Below are 16,333 nucleotides of genomic sequence, written 5' to 3' on the forward strand. Positions count from 1 at the left end.
GCTGGGCACCTGCCCAATGCCTGCTCAGGTCACGCACGCCCTCGCCCACCAGCGACACGAGAAGCTGGCTGGCGGCGAGTGCCGCGAGGAAGAGCAGGGCCGTCGCCAGGCCGGGTGGCGGGCGACCGACCCCACCCGCGCCGGCGAGCGATGCGGCGGCGATGAGCACCAGGGCCACCCAGGGCCCGATCAGCCGGTCGCGCGCCGCGGAGAGGGAGACAAGCAGTTGCCCGGGCCCATATGCGTCGCCGTCTACCGGGACGATGTAGCGCCCCTCCTGGTCGAGATGGAAGTAGTCGACGGTGAAATGGGTGGGGGCCGTGCCCAACCACAAGCCCGGCAGCAGTCCCGGGTGGTGGAGGTAGGGGGCGAGGACATCGCGGGCCCCCAGCGTGACCTCGCCCAGGCAGCTTTCGTGCCCCGGCTCCAGCCGGACCGCATCCAGGCCTGCCAGTCGGTTGCCCCAGGCGTCGATGCCGACGCAACGCTCGATGCTGCCGTCGGGAGCGTAGGCCGCCCGCTGCGCCGGGCTCATCGCCAGGTAGGAACCCAGCTGCGTGGCGTGGTGGTAGTTGATCTGGGTGTAGCCGCTGCGGGCCAGTGGGACCAGCGCCAGCACCTGCGCGAGCGCCAGACCGACGACGATGACCCAGCCCGGGCGCTGGCGCGTGCGAACCGCCGTCCAGGCCAGCGCGATGCCCAGCAGCGCCGGCAGGTAGAAGAACTGCGCCTTGGCCGCTCCGCACATCACGGCGCCCAGCACCAGGGCTACCTGCCCCCAGCGGGTGTCCATCCGGAACAGTCCAAGCACCAGCACGGGCAGGAACAGCACGAATGCGAACTCCATGTAGAGCGCATTGGTGAACGCCACGTTGTGTGCCGCGAACAGCGCCAGCGCAAAGAGCGCACCGAGGGCGAAGCGCAACGCGAGGCCACCCCCCAGCGTGCGTGACAGGCAGGCCCCCAGTCGCTCGGCGCAAAACAGCAAACCGATCCGGGCCACCAGCCCGGTCGCCAGGACGCTGTAGTGGTCGGCAACCAGGCGCTGCAGCCACACGGCGGCCCAGAACAGGAAGGACGAGGTGCCGCCTCCACCGGCGGGGCTGCGCGGGTCATCCCGGAACGCCCACACGACGCCCTGCGGACTGCCGAACCCGCCTTCGGGTCCGAGCGGGTAGTGCAGGAAGCGCGCGATCGCGCGCCCATAGTCGCCCTGGTTGAGCATGCCGATCGAATGGGACGCAAGGAGCAGGACCAGCCCGAAGCAGGCCCAGCCTCCCACGTACAGCCACTTCCAGCCCGGCTTGGAGGACCGGAGATCCACAACACCATTCACGTGCTCAGCGACTCCTGGCTCCACGATTCCACGCCAGCTTCTCCGGGCGGGAAAGCCTGCATCGAACAGCACGGCGAATGCAATGCAGCAGGCGGCGAAAGGGGCCCGACCGACCAAGTGGGCCGCCTTCCGGCTTGCCGCCCGAAGGGAGGTGTCCGACACTGCAGTGCACCCCCAACGAGCACCGCGATGGCCGTCCACGTCTCACTCCAGTACTTCGCCAGCCTGCGCGACCGCACGGGCGTGGCAAACGAGTCCGTGACCACCGACGCCGCGACGCTTGCCGAGCTTTATGCCCAGTGCGACGAGAGCCACCGGTTGGGCTGGCCGATCGAGAAGCTGCGCGTGGCCTGCGACGGCGAGTTCGCGCAATGGAGCGACCCCGTGCACGACGGGGCCCGCGTGGCCTTCATCCCGCCGGTGTCGGGCGGCTGAGGCAGGAACGATGAGCAAAGAGAAAGAAGGCAGCTTCCGTTTCTGGATCAGCGAAAGCGCGATCGATCCCTGGTCGCTGCAGCGCGCGCTGGCCCATCCGGGTGCGGGCGCCCTCGCCGCCTTCGAGGGCCGGGTGCGCGACAACCATCGCGGACAGGCGGTGGAGGCGCTGGACTACCAGGCCTACGTGGAACTGGCCGAAAGCGAGGGCCAGCGGATCCTCGAGGAGGCACGCGAGCGCTTCGACCTGCTCGGCTGCGCCTGCGTGCACCGCACCGGGCACCTCAAGGTCGGCGAACCGGCGGTGTGGGTCGGTGCGCTGTCGGGCCACCGGGATGGCGCCTTCCAGGCCTGCCGTTACGTGATCGACGAGGTGAAGTCGCGGGTGCCGATCTGGAAGCGGGAGCATTACCTCGAGGGCAGCAGCGACTGGATCCACCCCGAGGCCTGACCGCTTCGGGAGGCGCGCCTTCGACCTCGAACCCCAGGAGTGATTCTGGCCTTCCACACCCGCTCAAGAGGTGGTGGTGCGGCTGCCGTGCTCCTGGTGGGTCGCCGGCGCATCCTGGTCGGCCTCCCGCGGCAGGGTGACCACGAACGAGGTGCCCTCGCTCTCGTTGGACGTCACCGCGATGCGGCCACCGTGCCCCAGGGCGATCTCGCGGGCGATGAACAGCCCCAGGCCCAGGCTGGTGCGCGCCCCGGCCTCGACGACGTGGCCCGACACCTCTCCCAGACGGCGCATCGGGTCGAAGATGCACTCCAGGCTCTCGACCGGAATCGGCGTTCCGGTGTTGGTGACGCGCAGCGTGACGGTCGTGGCATCGCCCGCGGTCACCAGCTGCACCGGGCAGTGCCGGGCGCCGTGCTGCGCGGCATTGACCAGCAGGTTGGTGACCAGCTGCTGCAGGCGAACCGCATCGAAGCGGCCGGGCAGCGACGGCCGGTCGGGCAGCACGAATTCGCAGTCGGGATACATCGCTGCCGCGTCGGCAATCGCCGCCTCGCAGACCCGCAGCGCGTCGACCGGCTCGCGCGCGATTGGCATGCCGCAGCTGAGCCTGCTGCGCGCCAGGCCCAGCAGGTCGTTCACCATGCTGGTCATCTGGCTCGCCGCCGTGGCCACCGAGCCGCCCAGCACGCCTGCCCGCTTCACGCTCAGGCCGGGTTCGCGCAGCAGGCCACCGGCCATGGTCATCGTTGCCAGGGGACCGCGCAGGTCGTGGCCGAGGATGGCGATGAACAGGTCGTGCTCGGCCTGGGCACGCTCGGAGTAGGTGACGATCGACTCGGCCAGCGCCTGGTCGACCGCCTCGTTGAAGCGCACCACCGAGGCAAGGCTTTCCGGCAGGTTGCGAACGTGCGGCAGCCACAGCTTCAGGATCGTCGCACGCAGCGTGCGGAACTCCGAACTCAGTTGCAGCAGCGTGAAGCGGTGTTCCTGCCTGAGCGCCCCGTGCTTGGCAGCCGGGGATTCAGGGATTTCCCCCCCGGCCTTCGCTGCCCCGTCCGCCTCACCGGCCTCGGCGACGTCGGGCACCGGCTGGGGCGAGTCGAGCTGGACCGCTATCGCCTGCAGCATCTGCGCGGCATGGTCGCGCAGCTCGCGCGCGGTCATGTCGTCGGCGGCCGGCGTCATGCGCTCGGCGTAGTCATCCCACTCGGCCAGGATCTCCTGCATGTGGGCGGTGAGGAATTCCGACAGCTTCACGGCAGGCGCCTCCCGGGGCGGGCACTCGCGCGGCGGAAGGGCCCGGCCGCGGCCGTCCACGAAACCAGGGACGGAGTTCGCCGCGATCATCGCACGCCACGCAGGCTCCGGGCGACGCGCGGCCTTTGAATATCGCGAGGGAGGAACGTGGCACGCCCGACGGGCCGCAGGCCCGCGCAGGTGCGCCGGCCTGAACTACCGATCTTGCGAGGGAGGAACGTGGCGCGCCCGACAGGCCAAAGGCCTGCGCAGGTGCGCGGCTTGAACTAACGCTCTTGCGGGGAGGGAACGTGGCGCGCCCGACAGGATTCGAACCTGTGACCCCTACCTTCGGAGGGTAGTACTCTATCCAGCTGAGCTACGGGCGCTTTGACGTCCACGCGCCCCGGGGCTGGGCCACCGGGGGCGCGGGCTGGGATTTTGGCATGGAACGGCGCCCGTTGCGAGCGCCGCGCCCGGGCGTCAGCGGCGGAACAGGGCCGCGTGGATGCAGGACAGGATCGCCACCAGCGGCCAGCCGAACGGAAGCAGCGACAGCGTGATGAGCCACGTGAACCCGCCCACCACAACGGCCAGTGCGAACCAGAACAGTGCCCAAAGCACGCGGCCCTGCACCAGTTGCCCCAGGCCGGGGATGATGAGGCTGCAGATGGCGGCGATGACGTTGCCGGCGGAACCTTGGCTCATGGGGATCTCCTTGATCGAATGGGCGGCAGTGTAGCCAAAGCGGCCACCGCCGGGCGGGCGGATCCGACGAACCCTCCTATAGACTGACGAAATGGCCTACGAGCGTTATGAAGTCCCGGCCGAGCGGGCGGACTGGCGGCTGCGCACGCAGCTGCCGCACTACTGGCAACTGGTGCGCGGCGATCGCCCGATCGGCGTGCTGCTGTTGCTGTGGCCCACCTGGTGGGCTCTGTGGCTGGCCGCCGGCGGCTTCCCACCCTGGCACCTGCTGCTGATCTTCACCGCCGGCGTGTGGTTGACGCGCTCGGCCGGCTGCGTGATCAACGACTATGCCGACCGCTGGCTGGATCCGCACGTGGAACGCACCCGCGAGCGCCCGCTGGCCACCGGCGCGGTGGGCGGTCGCGAGGCGCTGGCGGTGTTCGCGGTGCTGATGCTGGCGGCGTTCGGCCTGGTGCTGCTCACCAACTGGCTGACGGTGGCGCTGAGCGTGGTCGGGGTCTTCCTTGCCGCCAGCTATCCCTATCTCAAGCGCCACACCTACCTGCCGCAGGTGTACCTGGGCGTGGCCTTCGGCTGGGCCATCCCGATGGCCTTCGCCGCCGTGCTGGGCACGGTGCCGCCCCTGGCCTGGCTGTTGTTCCTGGCCAACGTGCTGTGGGCCACGGCCTACGACACCTGGTACGCGATGGTCGATCGCGAGGATGACCTCCGGGTCGGCGCCAAGTCCACCGCGATCCTGTTCGGGTCGGCCGACCTGGCCGCGCAGGGGGTGCTGTATGCGTTGACGCTGCTGGCCCTGGCGTTGGTCGGGCTGCGCGCGGAACTGGCCTGGCCGTACTTCGCGGCCCTGGGCGTCGCCACGCTGCTGGTGGCCACCCAGTTCGCGATGGCCGGCCACCGCACCCGCGAGGGTTGCTTCCGCGCCTTCCTGCACAACAACTGGGTGGGCCTGGTCGTGTTCATCGGCATCGTGGCCGGACTGCGCTTCGCTGCAGGCTGATCCGGCGGTCCATCATGCGCTCGCGCGTGCGACCACCCAGGCCTCCACGCGGTCGGCGCCGGCCTCGCGCAGTGCCACGGCACACTCATTCAATGTGTTCCCGGTGGTCATCACGTCGTCGAGCAGTGCCACGTGCCCGGGCACCACGCCCACCGCGCGGAACGCGTCCTGCAGGTTGCGACGCCGCGACCGGGCCCGCAGTTCGGTCTGCGGCCGGGTGTCGCGCGTGCGCCGCAGCAGGTCGGTGCGCAGCGGGATGTCCAGGGCACGTGCCAGGGGCCGTGCCAGCTCCAGTGCCTGGTCGTAGCCGCGGCTGGCCAGGCGGCGCGAATGCAGCGGCACCGGCACCAGCGCGTCCGGGCGGGGCTCGTCGCGCAAGGCCAGGTCCAGCAACTGGGTCAGCGCCCGGCCGGCGGCCAGGTCGCCGTGGAACTTCAGCCGCGGCACCAGCGAGGTGACCGGGAATTCGTAGCGCAGGGGTGCCAGCACGCGATCGATCACCGCATGGCGGCGGCGCGTGCAGCGGCAGGGCCCGCTGTCATCGCACAGCGGCAGCGCGCACACCCCACACGGCGTATGGTTCCAGGGAAGTCGGGTGAAGCAGGCGGCGCACAGCGCGTCGGGGGCATCGCCGGGCTCGCCGCAGACCACGCAACGCGGCGGCAGCACGGCGTCCAGCAGGCGCCGGGCAGCCAGGATCAGGCGGGACATCTCGTCGACTCCATCCGTGGGTCAAAAGTTGACAGGGGCTCCAGCCCCTACCCAGACTTTATCGTTTTCCCGCCTTCCGGAGCCATCGATGGCCAGTGCCGCCCAGCCCACCCTCCGCCACGACTGGTCGCGCGAGGAGGTACAGGCCCTGTTCGACCTGCCGTTCCCGGTGCTGATGCAGCGGGCCGCCGACGTCCATCGCGCCTGCTTCGACCCGGCCGAGGTGCAGGTATCGACGCTGTTGTCGGTGAAGACCGGCGGCTGCCCGGAGGACTGCGCCTACTGCCCGCAGGCGCAGCGCTACCACACCGGCGTGCAGGCGCAGAAGCTGATGAGCCTGGACGCGGTGCTGGAGAAGGCGCGCGCGGCCAAGGCCGCCGGTGCCTCGCGCTTCTGCATGGGCGCCGCCTGGCGCAGCCCGAAGGACCGCGACATCCCGAAGGTGGCCGAGATGGTGCGCGAGGTGAAGGCGCTGGGCCTGGAGACCTGCGCCACGCTGGGCATGCTCAGCGGCGAGCAGGCGCTCAAGCTGCGCGCCGCCGGCCTGGACTACTACAACCACAACCTGGACTCGGCGCCGGAGTTCTACGGCGAGATCATCCATACCCGCGAGTACCAGGACCGCCTGGATACGCTGGGCCACGTGCGCGACACCGGCATGAAGACCTGCTCGGGCGGCATCGTCGGCATGGGCGAGACGCGTGCCCAGCGCGCCGGCCTGCTGCAGGCGCTGGCGAACCTGCCGGCGCACCCGGACTCGGTGCCGATCAACCGCCTGGTCCGGGTCGAGGGGACGCCGCTGGCGAAGACCGAGGAGCTCGACCCGTTCGAGTTCGTGCGCACGATCGCCGTGGCGCGCATCGTGATGCCGCGCTCGATGGTGCGCCTGTCGGCCGGTCGCGAGGCGATGTCCGACGAGCTGCAGGCGCTGTGCTTCCTGGCCGGCGCCAACTCGATCTTCTACGGCGAGAAGCTGCTCACCACCGGCAATCCGGACGTCGAGCGCGACCAGGCCCTGTTCCAGCGCCTGGGCCTGCGGCCGATGCAGGTCGACGCGGCGGCCGCCGGCGTGCCCGGCACGGTGCACGCCGACATCGTGCATTCAGACGAAGAGGCGGCCTGAGCCATGGCGAGACCCTCCCTGCAGCACCGGGTCACCGCAGCGGCGGCCGAGCGCGAGTCCAGCCTGGGCGTGCGTCGTACCCGCGTGGTCGAGTCCCGCGAAGGCGCGCGGGTGCGCATCGACGGCCAGGAGCTGCTGTCGTTCTGCGGCAACGACTACCTCGGCCTGAGCCAGCACCTCGATGGCGTCGCGGCGCTGCAGGAGGCCGCCGCCTGGCACGGCGTCGGCAGCACCGGTGCACACCAGGTGTCGGGCCATCACCAGCTGCACTCCGCGCTGGAGGAAGAGATCGCGGAGTGGCTCGGCTACCCGGCGGCGCTGCTGCTGGGTTCGGGTTTCAGCGCGAACCTGGCCGTGCTGCAAACGCTGCTGGGCGGCGACGACGTATGCGTGCAGGACCGGCTCAACCACGCCAGTCTCATCGATGCGGCACGCCTGAGCGGCGCCAAGCTGCGCCGCTATCCGCATGGCGACGCCGATGCGGCGCTGCGCCAGCTGGCGCTGGATCCGGACGCGGCGGCCCTGCTGGCGACCGACGGCGTGTTCAGCATGGATGGCGATGTCGCGCCGTTGCGCCTGCTGGGCCTGGCCGCGCGCAGCCAGAACGCCACGCTGTACGTGGACGACGCGCATGGCGTCGGCGTGGTCGGTCCGCAGGGTCGCGGCTGTGTCGCGGCGGCCGGCCTGGGCGTGCGCGAAGTGCCGCTGCAACTGGTCACGCTGGGCAAGGCCCTGGGCGGCTATGGAGCGGTCCTGGTGGGCAGCGTGGAGATGATCGAGCACCTGCGCCAATCGGCCCGCCCGTACCGCTACACCACCGCACTGCCACCCGCGCTGGCCGCCGCCAGCCTGGCCCTGGTGCGCGTGGCGCGCCGCGAGTCCTGGCGTCGCGCCAAGCTCGGCGCGCTGATCGCACGCTTCCGCCGCGGAGCGCAGCAGCTGGGGGTGAACCTGCTGCCTTCCACGACGCCGATCCAACCGCTGTTCACTGGCGACAACGCCGCGACGCTGCTCGCGGCACGCCGGCTCGAAGAGGTCGGGATCCTGGTCGCACCGATCCGTCCGCCGACCGTGCCCGAGGGCAGCGGCCGGCTGCGCATCACCCTGTCGGCCGACCATGAAGAGGCCGACATCGACCGCCTGCTCGACGGGCTGGCACTCTCTGTCGGCACGACCAATGCACGCGTGGAAGCCGCCCACCGGCTGGTCAACGAACCCCACTGACGTGGAGGCACTGCACGTCGAGTGCATCGGCCGGGGCCGGCCGCTCGTGCTGCTGCACGGCTGGGCCATGCACGGCGGGATATTCGCCCCCCTGGTGGAGCGCCTGTCCGCGCATTTCACGCTGCACGTGGTCGACCTGCCGGGGCACGGCCACAGTCGCCGCAGCGCGGTCTCGCTCGACCCGGCCAGTTGCGCCGCCGTCCTGAGCGGACAATTGCCGCGTGCACCGTGGCTGGGCTGGTCGCTGGGCGGCCTGGTGGCGATGCATGCCGCCGCGGTCGAGGACTCGCCCGTCACCGGCCTGGTGGCGGTGGCCGCCAGCCCACGCTTCGTCGCCGCACCCGACTGGCCACACGGCGTCGATGCCTCGGTGTTCGCCCAGTTCGGCGACGGGCTGGCGCGCGACTACCGCGGCACCGTCGACCGCTTCCTGGCGCTCGAGGCGCAGGGCTCGGACCACATGCGCGAGGAGCTGCGCCTGTTGCGCGAGCGCGTCTACGCCCGTGGCGAACCCGAACCCGCTGCGCTGGTGGAAGGGCTGGCGGTGCTGGAACACCAGGACCTGCGTGCGGCACTGCCGGGACTGGCCGTGCCCAGCCTGTGGATTGCCGGGCGACGCGACCGGCTGGTGACCTGGCAGGCGATGCAGGCCGCCGCGGCGCTGTGTCCGCACGGCGGGTTCCGCTGCGTGGCCGGCGGCGGCCACGCCCCGTTCCTGACCCATGCCGACGCCGTCGCCTCTGCCGTGCTCGACTTCGTCGAGGGACTGCCGGCATGAGCCCGACCTACGACCCGCGCCACCTGCGCCATGCCTTTGGCCGGGCGGCGACAAGCTACGAGGCCGCCGCGGTGTTGCAGCGCGAAGTCGAGTCACGGCTGCTCGAGCAGCTGGACTACCTCGACGACCGGGTGCCCGGGGTCGTGCTGGACGTGGGATCAGGCCCCGGCGGTGCCTCGGCGGCGATGAGGAAGCGCTGGCCGCGCTCGCGCGTGGTCGCGCTCGACATGGCGCTGCCGATGCTGCGCCAGGCCGGGCGCAAGTCCGGCTGGTGGCGCCCGTTCTCGCGCGTGTGCGCCGATGCCGCGCGCCTGCCCTTCGCCGACGGCAGCGTCGAGGTGATCTTCTCCAACCTGTGCCTGCAGTGGTCGCAGGACCTGCCGGCCACGCTGACCGAGTTCCGCCGGGTGCTGCGCCCGGAGGGGCTGCTGCTGTTCTCCACCTTCGGGCCCGGAACGCTGGCGGAGTTGCGCGAGGCCTTCGCCGCCGCCGACGAGGTGCCGCACGTGAGCGCCTTCGCACCGATCCAGGCGGTCGGCGACGCCTTGGTGCAGGCGGGCTTCCGCGACCCGGTGGTCGACACCGACAGCTTCACGCTGACCTATCCCGACCTGATGACGCTGATGCGCGAGCTGCGTGCGATCGGCGCCACCAATGCGCTGGACTCGCGTCGCCGCAGCCTGACCGGCAAGCGTCGCATCGGCGATGCCGAGGCCGCCTACGAGGCGCACCGCCGGGACGGCGTGTTGCCCAGCACCTGGGACGTGATCTACGCCCAGGCCTGGGGCCCGAAGCCCGGTGCGCCGCGCCGCGAGGCCGGTTTCGACGTCGCCAGCATGCCGGTGGCCGGCATCCCGATCCGTCGCAAGCCGCGCTGATCGATGGACTCCACGCCGGGCCGCGCGGCGGCGCGCGTGAAGCCGACGCGGCGGGGCCACATGCTAGCCTGATCCACCCGTCCCACCCGATGTGAGCATGAGCGCAGCCCCCGTCATCCGCCTCTCCGAGTACCGTGCGCCGGCATGGCGCGTGCGCCATGCCGAACTGGAGTTCGACCTGGCTTTGGAGGCCAGCGAGGTGCTGGCGCGCCTGCATCTGGAACCCGATCCGGCGCAACCCGGGCTGGCCATCGAGCTGGATGGCGAAGACCTCGAATTGCTCTCGGTCCGGCTCGACGGCGAGGACCTGCCCGACGACCGCTTCGAGCACGGCCCGACCGGCCTGCGCGTCGAAGGCGTGGATCGCGCATGCGTGCTCGAAACCCGGGTACGCCTGCGCCCCGACGACAACACCCGGCTGGAAGGCCTCTACGCGAGTCGCGGCCTGTTGATCACCCAGTGCGAAGCCGAGGGCTTCCGCCGCATCACCTTCTTCGCCGACCGCCCCGACGTGATGGCCACCTGGCGCACCACGCTGCGCGCGGATGCCGAACGCTTCCCGGTGCTGCTGGGCAACGCAACCGGGTCGAGGCTGGCCGCCTCGAGGATGGCCGCCACTTCGCCACCTGGCACAACCCGCACCCGACGCCGGCCTACCTGTTCGCGCTGGTCGCCGGGCAGCTGCAGGCCGTCACGCGCCAGATCACCACGGCCGACGGCCGCGAGGTCGAGCTGGCGGTGTGGGCTGCGCCCGCCGACGTGCCGCGCTGCGGTTTCGCGCTCGAGGCGGTCGAGCGCGCGCTGCGCTGGGACGAAGAGCGCTTCGGCCGCTGCTACGACCTCGACGTGTTCAACATCGTCGCCGCCCAGGACTTCAACATGGGCGCGATGGAGAACAAGGGCCTGAACATCTTCAACGCCCGCTTCATCCTCGCCGACCCCGATACCGCCACCGACCTGGACTACCTGGCGATCGAGGCGGTCATCGGCCACGAGTACTTCCACAACTGGTCCGGCAACCGGGTCACGCTGCGCGACTGGTTCCAGCTCTCGCTCAAGGAGGGCCTGACGGTGTTCCGCGACCAGGAGTTCACCGCCGACCTGCATTCGCGCGCGGTCAAGCGCATCGAGGACGTGCGCCTGCTGCGTGCACGCCAGTTCGCCGAGGATGCCGGCTCGCTGGCACACCCGGTGCGAACCGCGCAGTACAGCGAGATCAACAACTTCTACACCCTCACCGTCTACGAGAAGGGTGCGGAAATCGTGCGCATGCTGCACACGTTGCTGGGCGAGGAGGATTTCCGCGCCGGGCTGGATCGCTACTTCTCCGACAACGACGGCCGCGCGGCGACGGTCGAGGACTTCCTGGCCGCCTTGTCGTCCGCCTCCGGGCGCGATCTCGACGCCTACCTGCAGTGGTACGCGCAGTCGGGCACGCCCCGCCTGGAGGTCGCCGGCACCCAGGTGGACGGGCGTTTCCAGCTCGATATCCGACAGCACACCCCCCCCACCGATGCGCAGCCCGAACCCGCGGCATTGCCATTGCCCTTGCGCATCGCGCTGTTCGACGCCGATGGCAAGTCGTTGCCCCTCGACGACGCGCAGGTGGAGGGGGGACGACTGCATGGCGACCTGCTGGAGATCGACGGCGAGCACACACGGCTACGGATCACTGCCGGACCCCTGCTGCCCTCGCTCAACCGCGGGTTCAGCGCGCCGGTGAAGGTGTCCTTCGACTACAGCGCCGCCGAGCTCGGCCGCCTGGCCCGCATCGAGTCCGATCCGTTCAGCCGCTGGGAGGCCGTGCAGCGCCTCGCCGCGCAGGCGATGCTGGGCGGCGACCGCAGCCTCGCCGACGCGCTGAGCGATGCGTTGGGCGACCTGCTCGAGGATGACGCGGCCGACCCGGCGTTCGTCACCGAGTGCCTGGCGCTGCCGGATTTCGACACGCTGGCCGAACAGGTGGAATCCATCGACGTCGACACGCTGGTGGCGGCACGCGAAGACCTGCTCGAGCGCCTGGCCGAAGACCATGCCGACCGCTGCGAGGCGCGCTACCACGCCCTGGCGGAATCGGCGCGTGGCGGTATCGAGGGGCCGGCGATGGCCGCGCGCGGTTTGCGCAACGCCTGCCTGGGCTGGCTCACGCGACTCGACCCGCTGGCCGTGGCGGCGCAGGCGCAGTTCAACGGGGCCGGCGGGATGACCGAGCGCCTCGGGGCCCTGCGCGCGCTGGTGCATTTCGACGCGCCTGCCGCCCAGGCCGCACTCGAGAGCTTCCGCAGCCGCCATGGCGACGACCCGCTGGTGACCGACAAGTGGCTCACCCTGGTCGGCACCCGGCCGGCCACGGAGACGCTCGACGACGTGACCGCCCTGGTTGCGTCTCCCTACTGGACACCCTCCAACCCGAACCGCGTGCGGGCGATCATCGGCAGCTTCTCGCGCATGAACCCGGTCGCATTCCATCGCGCCGACGGGCGCGGTTACGAGCTGCTGGCGGAGCATCTTCCCGCACTCGACGACACCAACCCGCAGCTGGCCGCCCGCCTGCTGGGCGCCTTCGAAAGCTGGAAGCGGCTCACCGGGCCGCGCCGCGCACTGGCCCGCGCGCGCCTGCAGGCACTGCAGCCGCGACTGCGATCGCGGGACTGCCAGGACCTCCTCTCGCGGCTGCTCAGCTGAATGGCGTTCAGTAAATTGTTGCCAGCCAAAGAAAAATTCAGAACAGATTCACTCCCGGGCCCCGAGACTGGCTGTGGGAGATCCGAGGACCTACGCTTATGATCCGCCGACTGTTCATCGTTGCCGTGAGCCTCGCCGCGCTCACCGCCTGCACGACCTACAACAGCGGCTACCGGCATTATTCGCCAGCCCAGGCGGGCTACGGCGACTATTACTATGCGCCGGATCCCGGCCCGAGCTACTACTCTCCGGGCTACCTGCACTATCCAGCCTACTACTCGCTGTACTGGGGGTTCGACCGCCATTACTACAGCCGCTGGCACAGGCCGCACTTCCACTACGGCGTGACCTGGTTCCCGAACGACTGGTTCGCCTTCAGTGCGGTGCACCGCTATCCCGGCTACAGCTATTGGCATCCCTATGCGCCGTATCGCTACAGCGCCTGGGACCACCGCTTCGCCTGGCACCACTACTCGCCGCCGCCGCGCTACCGCTACCGGTCCGCGCCGCGCTACGGCCACCCCAACAACGAGCGCCACATGCAGCGCGAGCACCTGGCTGCCGCGAACCCGCAGCGCATGCCCGCAGTCGGCGGCCCGCGCGGCCGCAGCGCGGTGGGCGCCGCCGCGGCACAACGGCAGGCGAGCGACGTGCAGCGTTCGGGCTATCGTCCGCAGGCGGCCATGACGGACGCCACGCGCAGCGCGCCGCCGGGCGCCGGCGAAGCACGCATGCGCCAACAGGCTGGCGAGGCCCGCAGTGCCGTGCTTCGTGATGAGGCTGCCCGCGCACGACCGGCGCTCCCGGCACGCCAGCCGGTCCAGCGTCCGTGGCAGGAGACCCAACCGACACCGCGTGCACGCACCGGCATCGCGCCGGATGCCGCCCCGCCGCGCAACATCCCCGACCGCCGCGACTCGCAGATGCCGCGCCAGGTCATGGGCGAGGCTCGTGGCGCCCCGCCGCGCCAGGTGACCGGTGGCCGCATGCAGCAGGACCCGCGTGTCGGCGAGGCACCGCGTGCCCGTCAGATGGCGCCTGCGCCGACGCAGCAGCAGCGCATGCCTGTTCGCCAGGCACCGCAGGCCGGGCAGGTTCCGCAGGGCCGTCAGGAGATGCGTCAGGCGCCGCAAATGCGCCAGGCACCAGCGCAGGCCCCGGCACGGGCTCCGGTCGCACCGCGTCGCGACGCGATGCCGCCCCGCAATACGTCGCCAGCCGCGCCGCAGCCGCGCATGCAGCAGGCGGCCCCGGCGCGTCCGGCTCCGGCACCGGTCCAACAGGCACCGGCCCGCCAGGCGATGCCGGTGCGTTCGGCACCGCCACCGGCACCGCCCGTACGCGAGTCGGCACCGCCGGCGCGCCAGGCGGCGCCGCCGACGCGCCAGAGCGTGCCGCGTTCGAGCGGGCGTGCACGCGGTTCGTTCGATCCCGAGCCCTGAGCCTGACTGCCACCAGAACCCCGGCCGCCGGCCGGGGTTGCGCGTCCGCAGAACTCGTCGCATGATCGCTACTCGGCGACTGCTGACACGCTACGTCAGGTTCTGACAATCGACGACGCCGTCGGCAAGTCTGCACCGCTTGTCCGGCGCCCGGCACTGGTCCCCTGGACTCCCCCTGTTCCAAGACCGTCGGGCGCCGGCATTTACCTCTCCAGCGGTAAACGCAAAGGGCCGCCCCATCGGGCGGCCCTTTGCGTTGTATAGGGTGGCCGGGAACCTCCCCCAAGGTTCCCGGCCGTGATCCCGCGAGCAGCCAAGGTCGGCCCCTGTTCCAATACCGACTCGACGCGTGCAGCGCCTGCGCTGCGGGAGCAAAGTGAATAAAGCATGAAGCGTGCCAACTTTCGCCGGATTAGAATGCGACTCCTATGAGCAGCGATTTCCACCGCCATGACGTCATCGTCGTGGGCGGCGGCCACGCAGGCACCGAAGCCGCGTTGGCAGCCGCCCGCGCGGGCGCGCGCACGCTGCTGCTCACGCACAGCATCGAAACGATCGGGCAGATGAGCTGCAACCCGGCCATCGGCGGCATCGGCAAGGGGCACCTGGTGCGAGAGATCGACGCGCTGGGTGGCGCGATGGCCCGCGCGGCCGACCTGTCCGGCATCCAGTGGCGCACGCTGAACTCGCGCAAGGGTCCGGCGGTGCGTGCGACGCGCTGCCAGGCGGACCGCGCGCTGTACAAGGCCGCGATCCGCCGCCTGGTCGAAAGCCAGCCCAACCTGAGCCTGTTCCAGCAACCGGTCGACGACCTGCTGGTGGAAGGCGACCGCATCCTCGGCGTGCGCACCCAGTTCGGCGAGGATTTCTTCGCCCCCACCGTCGTACTCACCGCCGGCACCTTCCTCGCCGGCCGCATCCATGTCGGCCAGGCGCAGAGCGACGGGGGGTCGCGCCGGCGACCTGCCGGCCACGACGCTGGCGCAGCGCCTGCGCGAGCATCCGCTGCCGGTCGGACGCCTGAAGACGGGAACGCCGCCCCGGCTGGACAGCCGCAGCCTGGACTTCGCCGCGATGGCCGAGCAACCCGGTGACGATCCCCGTCCGGCGTTCTCCTTCCTCGGCAGCCCGGCGGACCATCCGCGCCAGGTCAGCTGCTGGATCACCCACACCTCGGCGCGCACCCACGACATCATCCGTGCTGCGCTCGACCGCTCGCCGATGTTCTCCGGCCAGATCGAGGGTGTCGGCCCGCGCTACTGTCCCTCGATCGAGGACAAGGTGGTGCGGTTCGCCGACAAGGACTCCCACCAGATCTTCATCGAGCCCGAGGGCCTGGACTGCACCGAGATCTACCCCAACGGCATCTCCACCTCGCTGCCCTTCGACGTGCAGCTGGCCCTGGTGCGCAGCCTGGCCGGCTGCGCCAACGCGCACATCACCCGACCGGGCTACGCGATCGAGTACGACTACTTCGACCCGCGCGGCCTGAAGGCCTCGCTGGAGACGCGTGCGATTTCCGGGCTGTTCTTCGCCGGGCAGATCAACGGCACCACCGGCTACGAGGAGGCGGCCGCGCAGGGTTTGCTTGCCGGCCTCAACGCCGCGCGCCAGGTGCAGGGTCTTCCCGCCTGGGTGCCGCGGCGCGACGAGGCCTACCTCGGTGTGCTGGTCGACGACCTGGTGACCCACGGCACGACCGAGCCGTACCGCATGTTCACCTCGCGCGCGGAGTACCGGCTGCAGCTGCGCGAGGACAATGCCGACCAGCGCCTGACCCCGGTCGGGCGCGCGATGGGCCTGGTCGATGACGACCGCTGGGCCCGCTTCGAGGCCAAGCGCGAGGCGATCGAGGCCGAGCAATCCAGGCTGGGCGCCCAGTGGGCCACGCCGGGCAACGCCCTGGGCCGCGAGGTCGAGGCGGTGCTGGGCGTGCCGTTGAGCCGGGAGACCACGGTGCTTGAGCTGCTGCGTCGCCCGGAACTGGACTACCGCGCCCTGATGCGCGTGCCGACGCTGGGCCCGGGCGTGGACGATCCGTGCGTGGCCGAGCAGGTCGAGATCGGGGCGAAGTACGCCGGCTACCTGGACCGCCAGCGCGAGCAGATCGACCGCCAGCGCCGCAACGAGGACTTCCCGATCCCGGATGGCTTCGACTATGCCGGCGTGACCGGCCTGTCCTCGGAGGTGCGTCAGAAGCTGGAGGCCACGCGCCCCGGCACGCTCGGCCAGGCAGCGCGCATCAGCGGCGTGACCCCGGCGGCGATCTCGCTGCTGCTGGTGCACCTGGTGCGCCAGTCCCGCCAGCGCGTCGCCTGAG

At 70.9% G+C, this 16,333-nt stretch carries 13 protein-coding genes, 1 tRNA gene and 1 pseudogene; 11 read left to right on the forward strand and 4 right to left on the reverse strand.

Translation table 11 applies throughout. The annotated features are described in order from the left end of the window. Window positions 1-16 precede the first annotated feature (16 nt). The 3 genes from FU658_RS08165 to FU658_RS08175 all read left to right on the forward strand — a co-directional run bounded on the left by FU658_RS08165 (window position 17) and on the right by FU658_RS08175 (window position 2,222). Window positions 17-952, forward strand: a complete 936-nt coding sequence (locus tag FU658_RS08165) for a hypothetical protein (protein ID WP_147891638.1) — start codon at window positions 17-19, stop codon at window positions 950-952. A 573-nt stretch (window positions 953-1,525) separates the two neighbouring features. Next, complete coding sequence (locus tag FU658_RS08170; RefSeq protein ID WP_147891639.1) at window positions 1,526-1,771, forward strand: MoaD/ThiS family protein; 246 nt, start codon at window positions 1,526-1,528, stop codon at window positions 1,769-1,771. A gap of 10 nt (window positions 1,772-1,781) precedes the next feature. Continuing rightward, the gene (locus FU658_RS08175; RefSeq protein WP_147891640.1) at window positions 1,782-2,222 is read left to right on the forward strand and encodes a molybdenum cofactor biosynthesis protein MoaE; all 441 of its coding nucleotides are present in this window, start codon (window positions 1,782-1,784) and stop codon (window positions 2,220-2,222) included. A gap of 63 nt (window positions 2,223-2,285) precedes the next feature. Here the strand turns inward: FU658_RS08175 and FU658_RS08180 are convergent, their stop codons facing one another. From FU658_RS08180 to FU658_RS08190, 3 genes are all read right to left on the reverse strand, one after another. Further along, window positions 2,286-3,482 (reverse strand): sensor histidine kinase, encoded by a 1,197-nt coding sequence (locus tag FU658_RS08180; protein WP_147891641.1) that lies wholly within the window; start codon window positions 3,480-3,482, stop codon window positions 2,286-2,288. A gap of 291 nt (window positions 3,483-3,773) precedes the next feature. Further along, window positions 3,774-3,850 (reverse strand) — tRNA-Arg (locus FU658_RS08185). Between the two features lie 94 nt (window positions 3,851-3,944). Continuing rightward, window positions 3,945-4,169, reverse strand: coding sequence for a hypothetical protein (locus tag FU658_RS08190; protein ID WP_147891642.1), 225 nt, complete (start codon window positions 4,167-4,169; stop codon window positions 3,945-3,947). Between the two features lie 91 nt (window positions 4,170-4,260). Here FU658_RS08190 and ubiA point away from each other — a divergent pair, with 91 nt between their 5' ends. Further along, window positions 4,261-5,172: a 4-hydroxybenzoate octaprenyltransferase gene (ubiA, locus tag FU658_RS08195; protein ID WP_147891643.1), complete on the forward strand. Its 912-nt coding sequence runs from the start codon at window positions 4,261-4,263 to the stop codon at window positions 5,170-5,172. Window positions 5,173-5,184: 12 nt separating this feature from the next. On the opposite strand, the gene FU658_RS08200 is transcribed toward ubiA, so the two are convergent. Then, window positions 5,185-5,883: a ComF family protein gene (locus tag FU658_RS08200; protein ID WP_147891644.1), complete on the reverse strand. Its 699-nt coding sequence runs from the start codon at window positions 5,881-5,883 to the stop codon at window positions 5,185-5,187. Window positions 5,884-5,971: 88 nt separating this feature from the next. Between FU658_RS08200 and bioB the strand changes: the two genes are divergently transcribed. The 7 genes and pseudogenes from bioB (at window position 5,972) to mnmG (ending at window position 16,332) form a co-directional block, all read left to right on the forward strand. After that, window positions 5,972-7,006: a biotin synthase BioB gene (bioB, locus tag FU658_RS08205; protein WP_147891645.1), complete on the forward strand. Its 1,035-nt coding sequence runs from the start codon at window positions 5,972-5,974 to the stop codon at window positions 7,004-7,006. Between the two features lie 3 nt (window positions 7,007-7,009). Then, a complete protein-coding gene (bioF, locus tag FU658_RS08210; RefSeq protein WP_147891646.1) occupies window positions 7,010-8,230 on the forward strand; it encodes an 8-amino-7-oxononanoate synthase in 1,221 nt (406 codons plus the stop codon). A gap of 1 nt (window position 8,231) precedes the next feature. Next, entirely contained in the window at window positions 8,232-9,008 is a 777-nt protein-coding gene (gene bioH, locus FU658_RS08215; RefSeq protein ID WP_321167736.1) for a pimeloyl-ACP methyl ester esterase BioH, read from the forward strand. After that, window positions 9,005-9,886 (forward strand): malonyl-ACP O-methyltransferase BioC, encoded by an 882-nt coding sequence (gene bioC, locus FU658_RS08220; protein ID WP_147891647.1) that lies wholly within the window; start codon window positions 9,005-9,007, stop codon window positions 9,884-9,886. Before bioH ends, bioC begins: the two co-directional genes overlap by 4 nt. 369 nt (window positions 9,887-10,255) lie before the next feature. Then, window positions 10,256-12,571, forward strand: a complete 2,316-nt coding sequence (gene pepN, locus FU658_RS08225) for an aminopeptidase N (RefSeq protein WP_255505494.1) — start codon at window positions 10,256-10,258, stop codon at window positions 12,569-12,571. 98 nt (window positions 12,572-12,669) lie between these two features. Next, window positions 12,670-14,013: a hypothetical protein gene (locus FU658_RS08230; RefSeq protein WP_147891648.1), complete on the forward strand. Its 1,344-nt coding sequence runs from the start codon at window positions 12,670-12,672 to the stop codon at window positions 14,011-14,013. Window positions 14,014-14,441: 428 nt separating this feature from the next. Then, window positions 14,442-16,332 (forward strand): annotated as a pseudogene (mnmG, locus tag FU658_RS08235) (tRNA uridine-5-carboxymethylaminomethyl(34) synthesis enzyme MnmG). Window position 16,333 lies beyond the last annotated feature (1 nt).

Source organism: Alkalisalibacterium limincola, from assembly GCF_008017755.1.
GTDB classification, from domain to species: domain Bacteria; phylum Pseudomonadota; class Gammaproteobacteria; order Xanthomonadales; family Xanthomonadaceae; genus Alkalisalibacterium; species Alkalisalibacterium limincola.

What these genes read in the sequence shown, in the direction of transcription:
- bioF (WP_147891646.1), top strand. Translation starts at nt 7,010, where the DNA reads ATGGCGAGACCCTCCCTGCAGCACCGGGTCACCGCAGCGGCGGCCGAG.
- bioC (WP_147891647.1), top strand. Translation starts at nt 9,005, where the DNA reads ATGAGCCCGACCTACGACCCGCGCCACCTGCGCCATGCCTTTGGCCGG.
- ubiA (WP_147891643.1), top strand. Translation starts at nt 4,261, where the DNA reads ATGGCCTACGAGCGTTATGAAGTCCCGGCCGAGCGGGCGGACTGGCGG.
- FU658_RS08165 (WP_147891638.1), top strand. Translation starts at nt 17, where the DNA reads ATGCCTGCTCAGGTCACGCACGCCCTCGCCCACCAGCGACACGAGAAG.
- FU658_RS08200 (WP_147891644.1), bottom strand. Translation starts at nt 5,883, where the DNA reads ATGTCCCGCCTGATCCTGGCTGCCCGGCGCCTGCTGGACGCCGTGCTG.
- FU658_RS08230 (WP_147891648.1), top strand. Translation starts at nt 12,670, where the DNA reads ATGATCCGCCGACTGTTCATCGTTGCCGTGAGCCTCGCCGCGCTCACC.
- pepN (WP_255505494.1), top strand. Translation starts at nt 10,256, where the DNA reads ATGCGTGCTCGAAACCCGGGTACGCCTGCGCCCCGACGACAACACCCG.
- FU658_RS08190 (WP_147891642.1), bottom strand. Translation starts at nt 4,169, where the DNA reads ATGAGCCAAGGTTCCGCCGGCAACGTCATCGCCGCCATCTGCAGCCTC.
- bioB (WP_147891645.1), top strand. Translation starts at nt 5,972, where the DNA reads ATGGCCAGTGCCGCCCAGCCCACCCTCCGCCACGACTGGTCGCGCGAG.
- FU658_RS08170 (WP_147891639.1), top strand. Translation starts at nt 1,526, where the DNA reads ATGGCCGTCCACGTCTCACTCCAGTACTTCGCCAGCCTGCGCGACCGC.
- FU658_RS08175 (WP_147891640.1), top strand. Translation starts at nt 1,782, where the DNA reads ATGAGCAAAGAGAAAGAAGGCAGCTTCCGTTTCTGGATCAGCGAAAGC.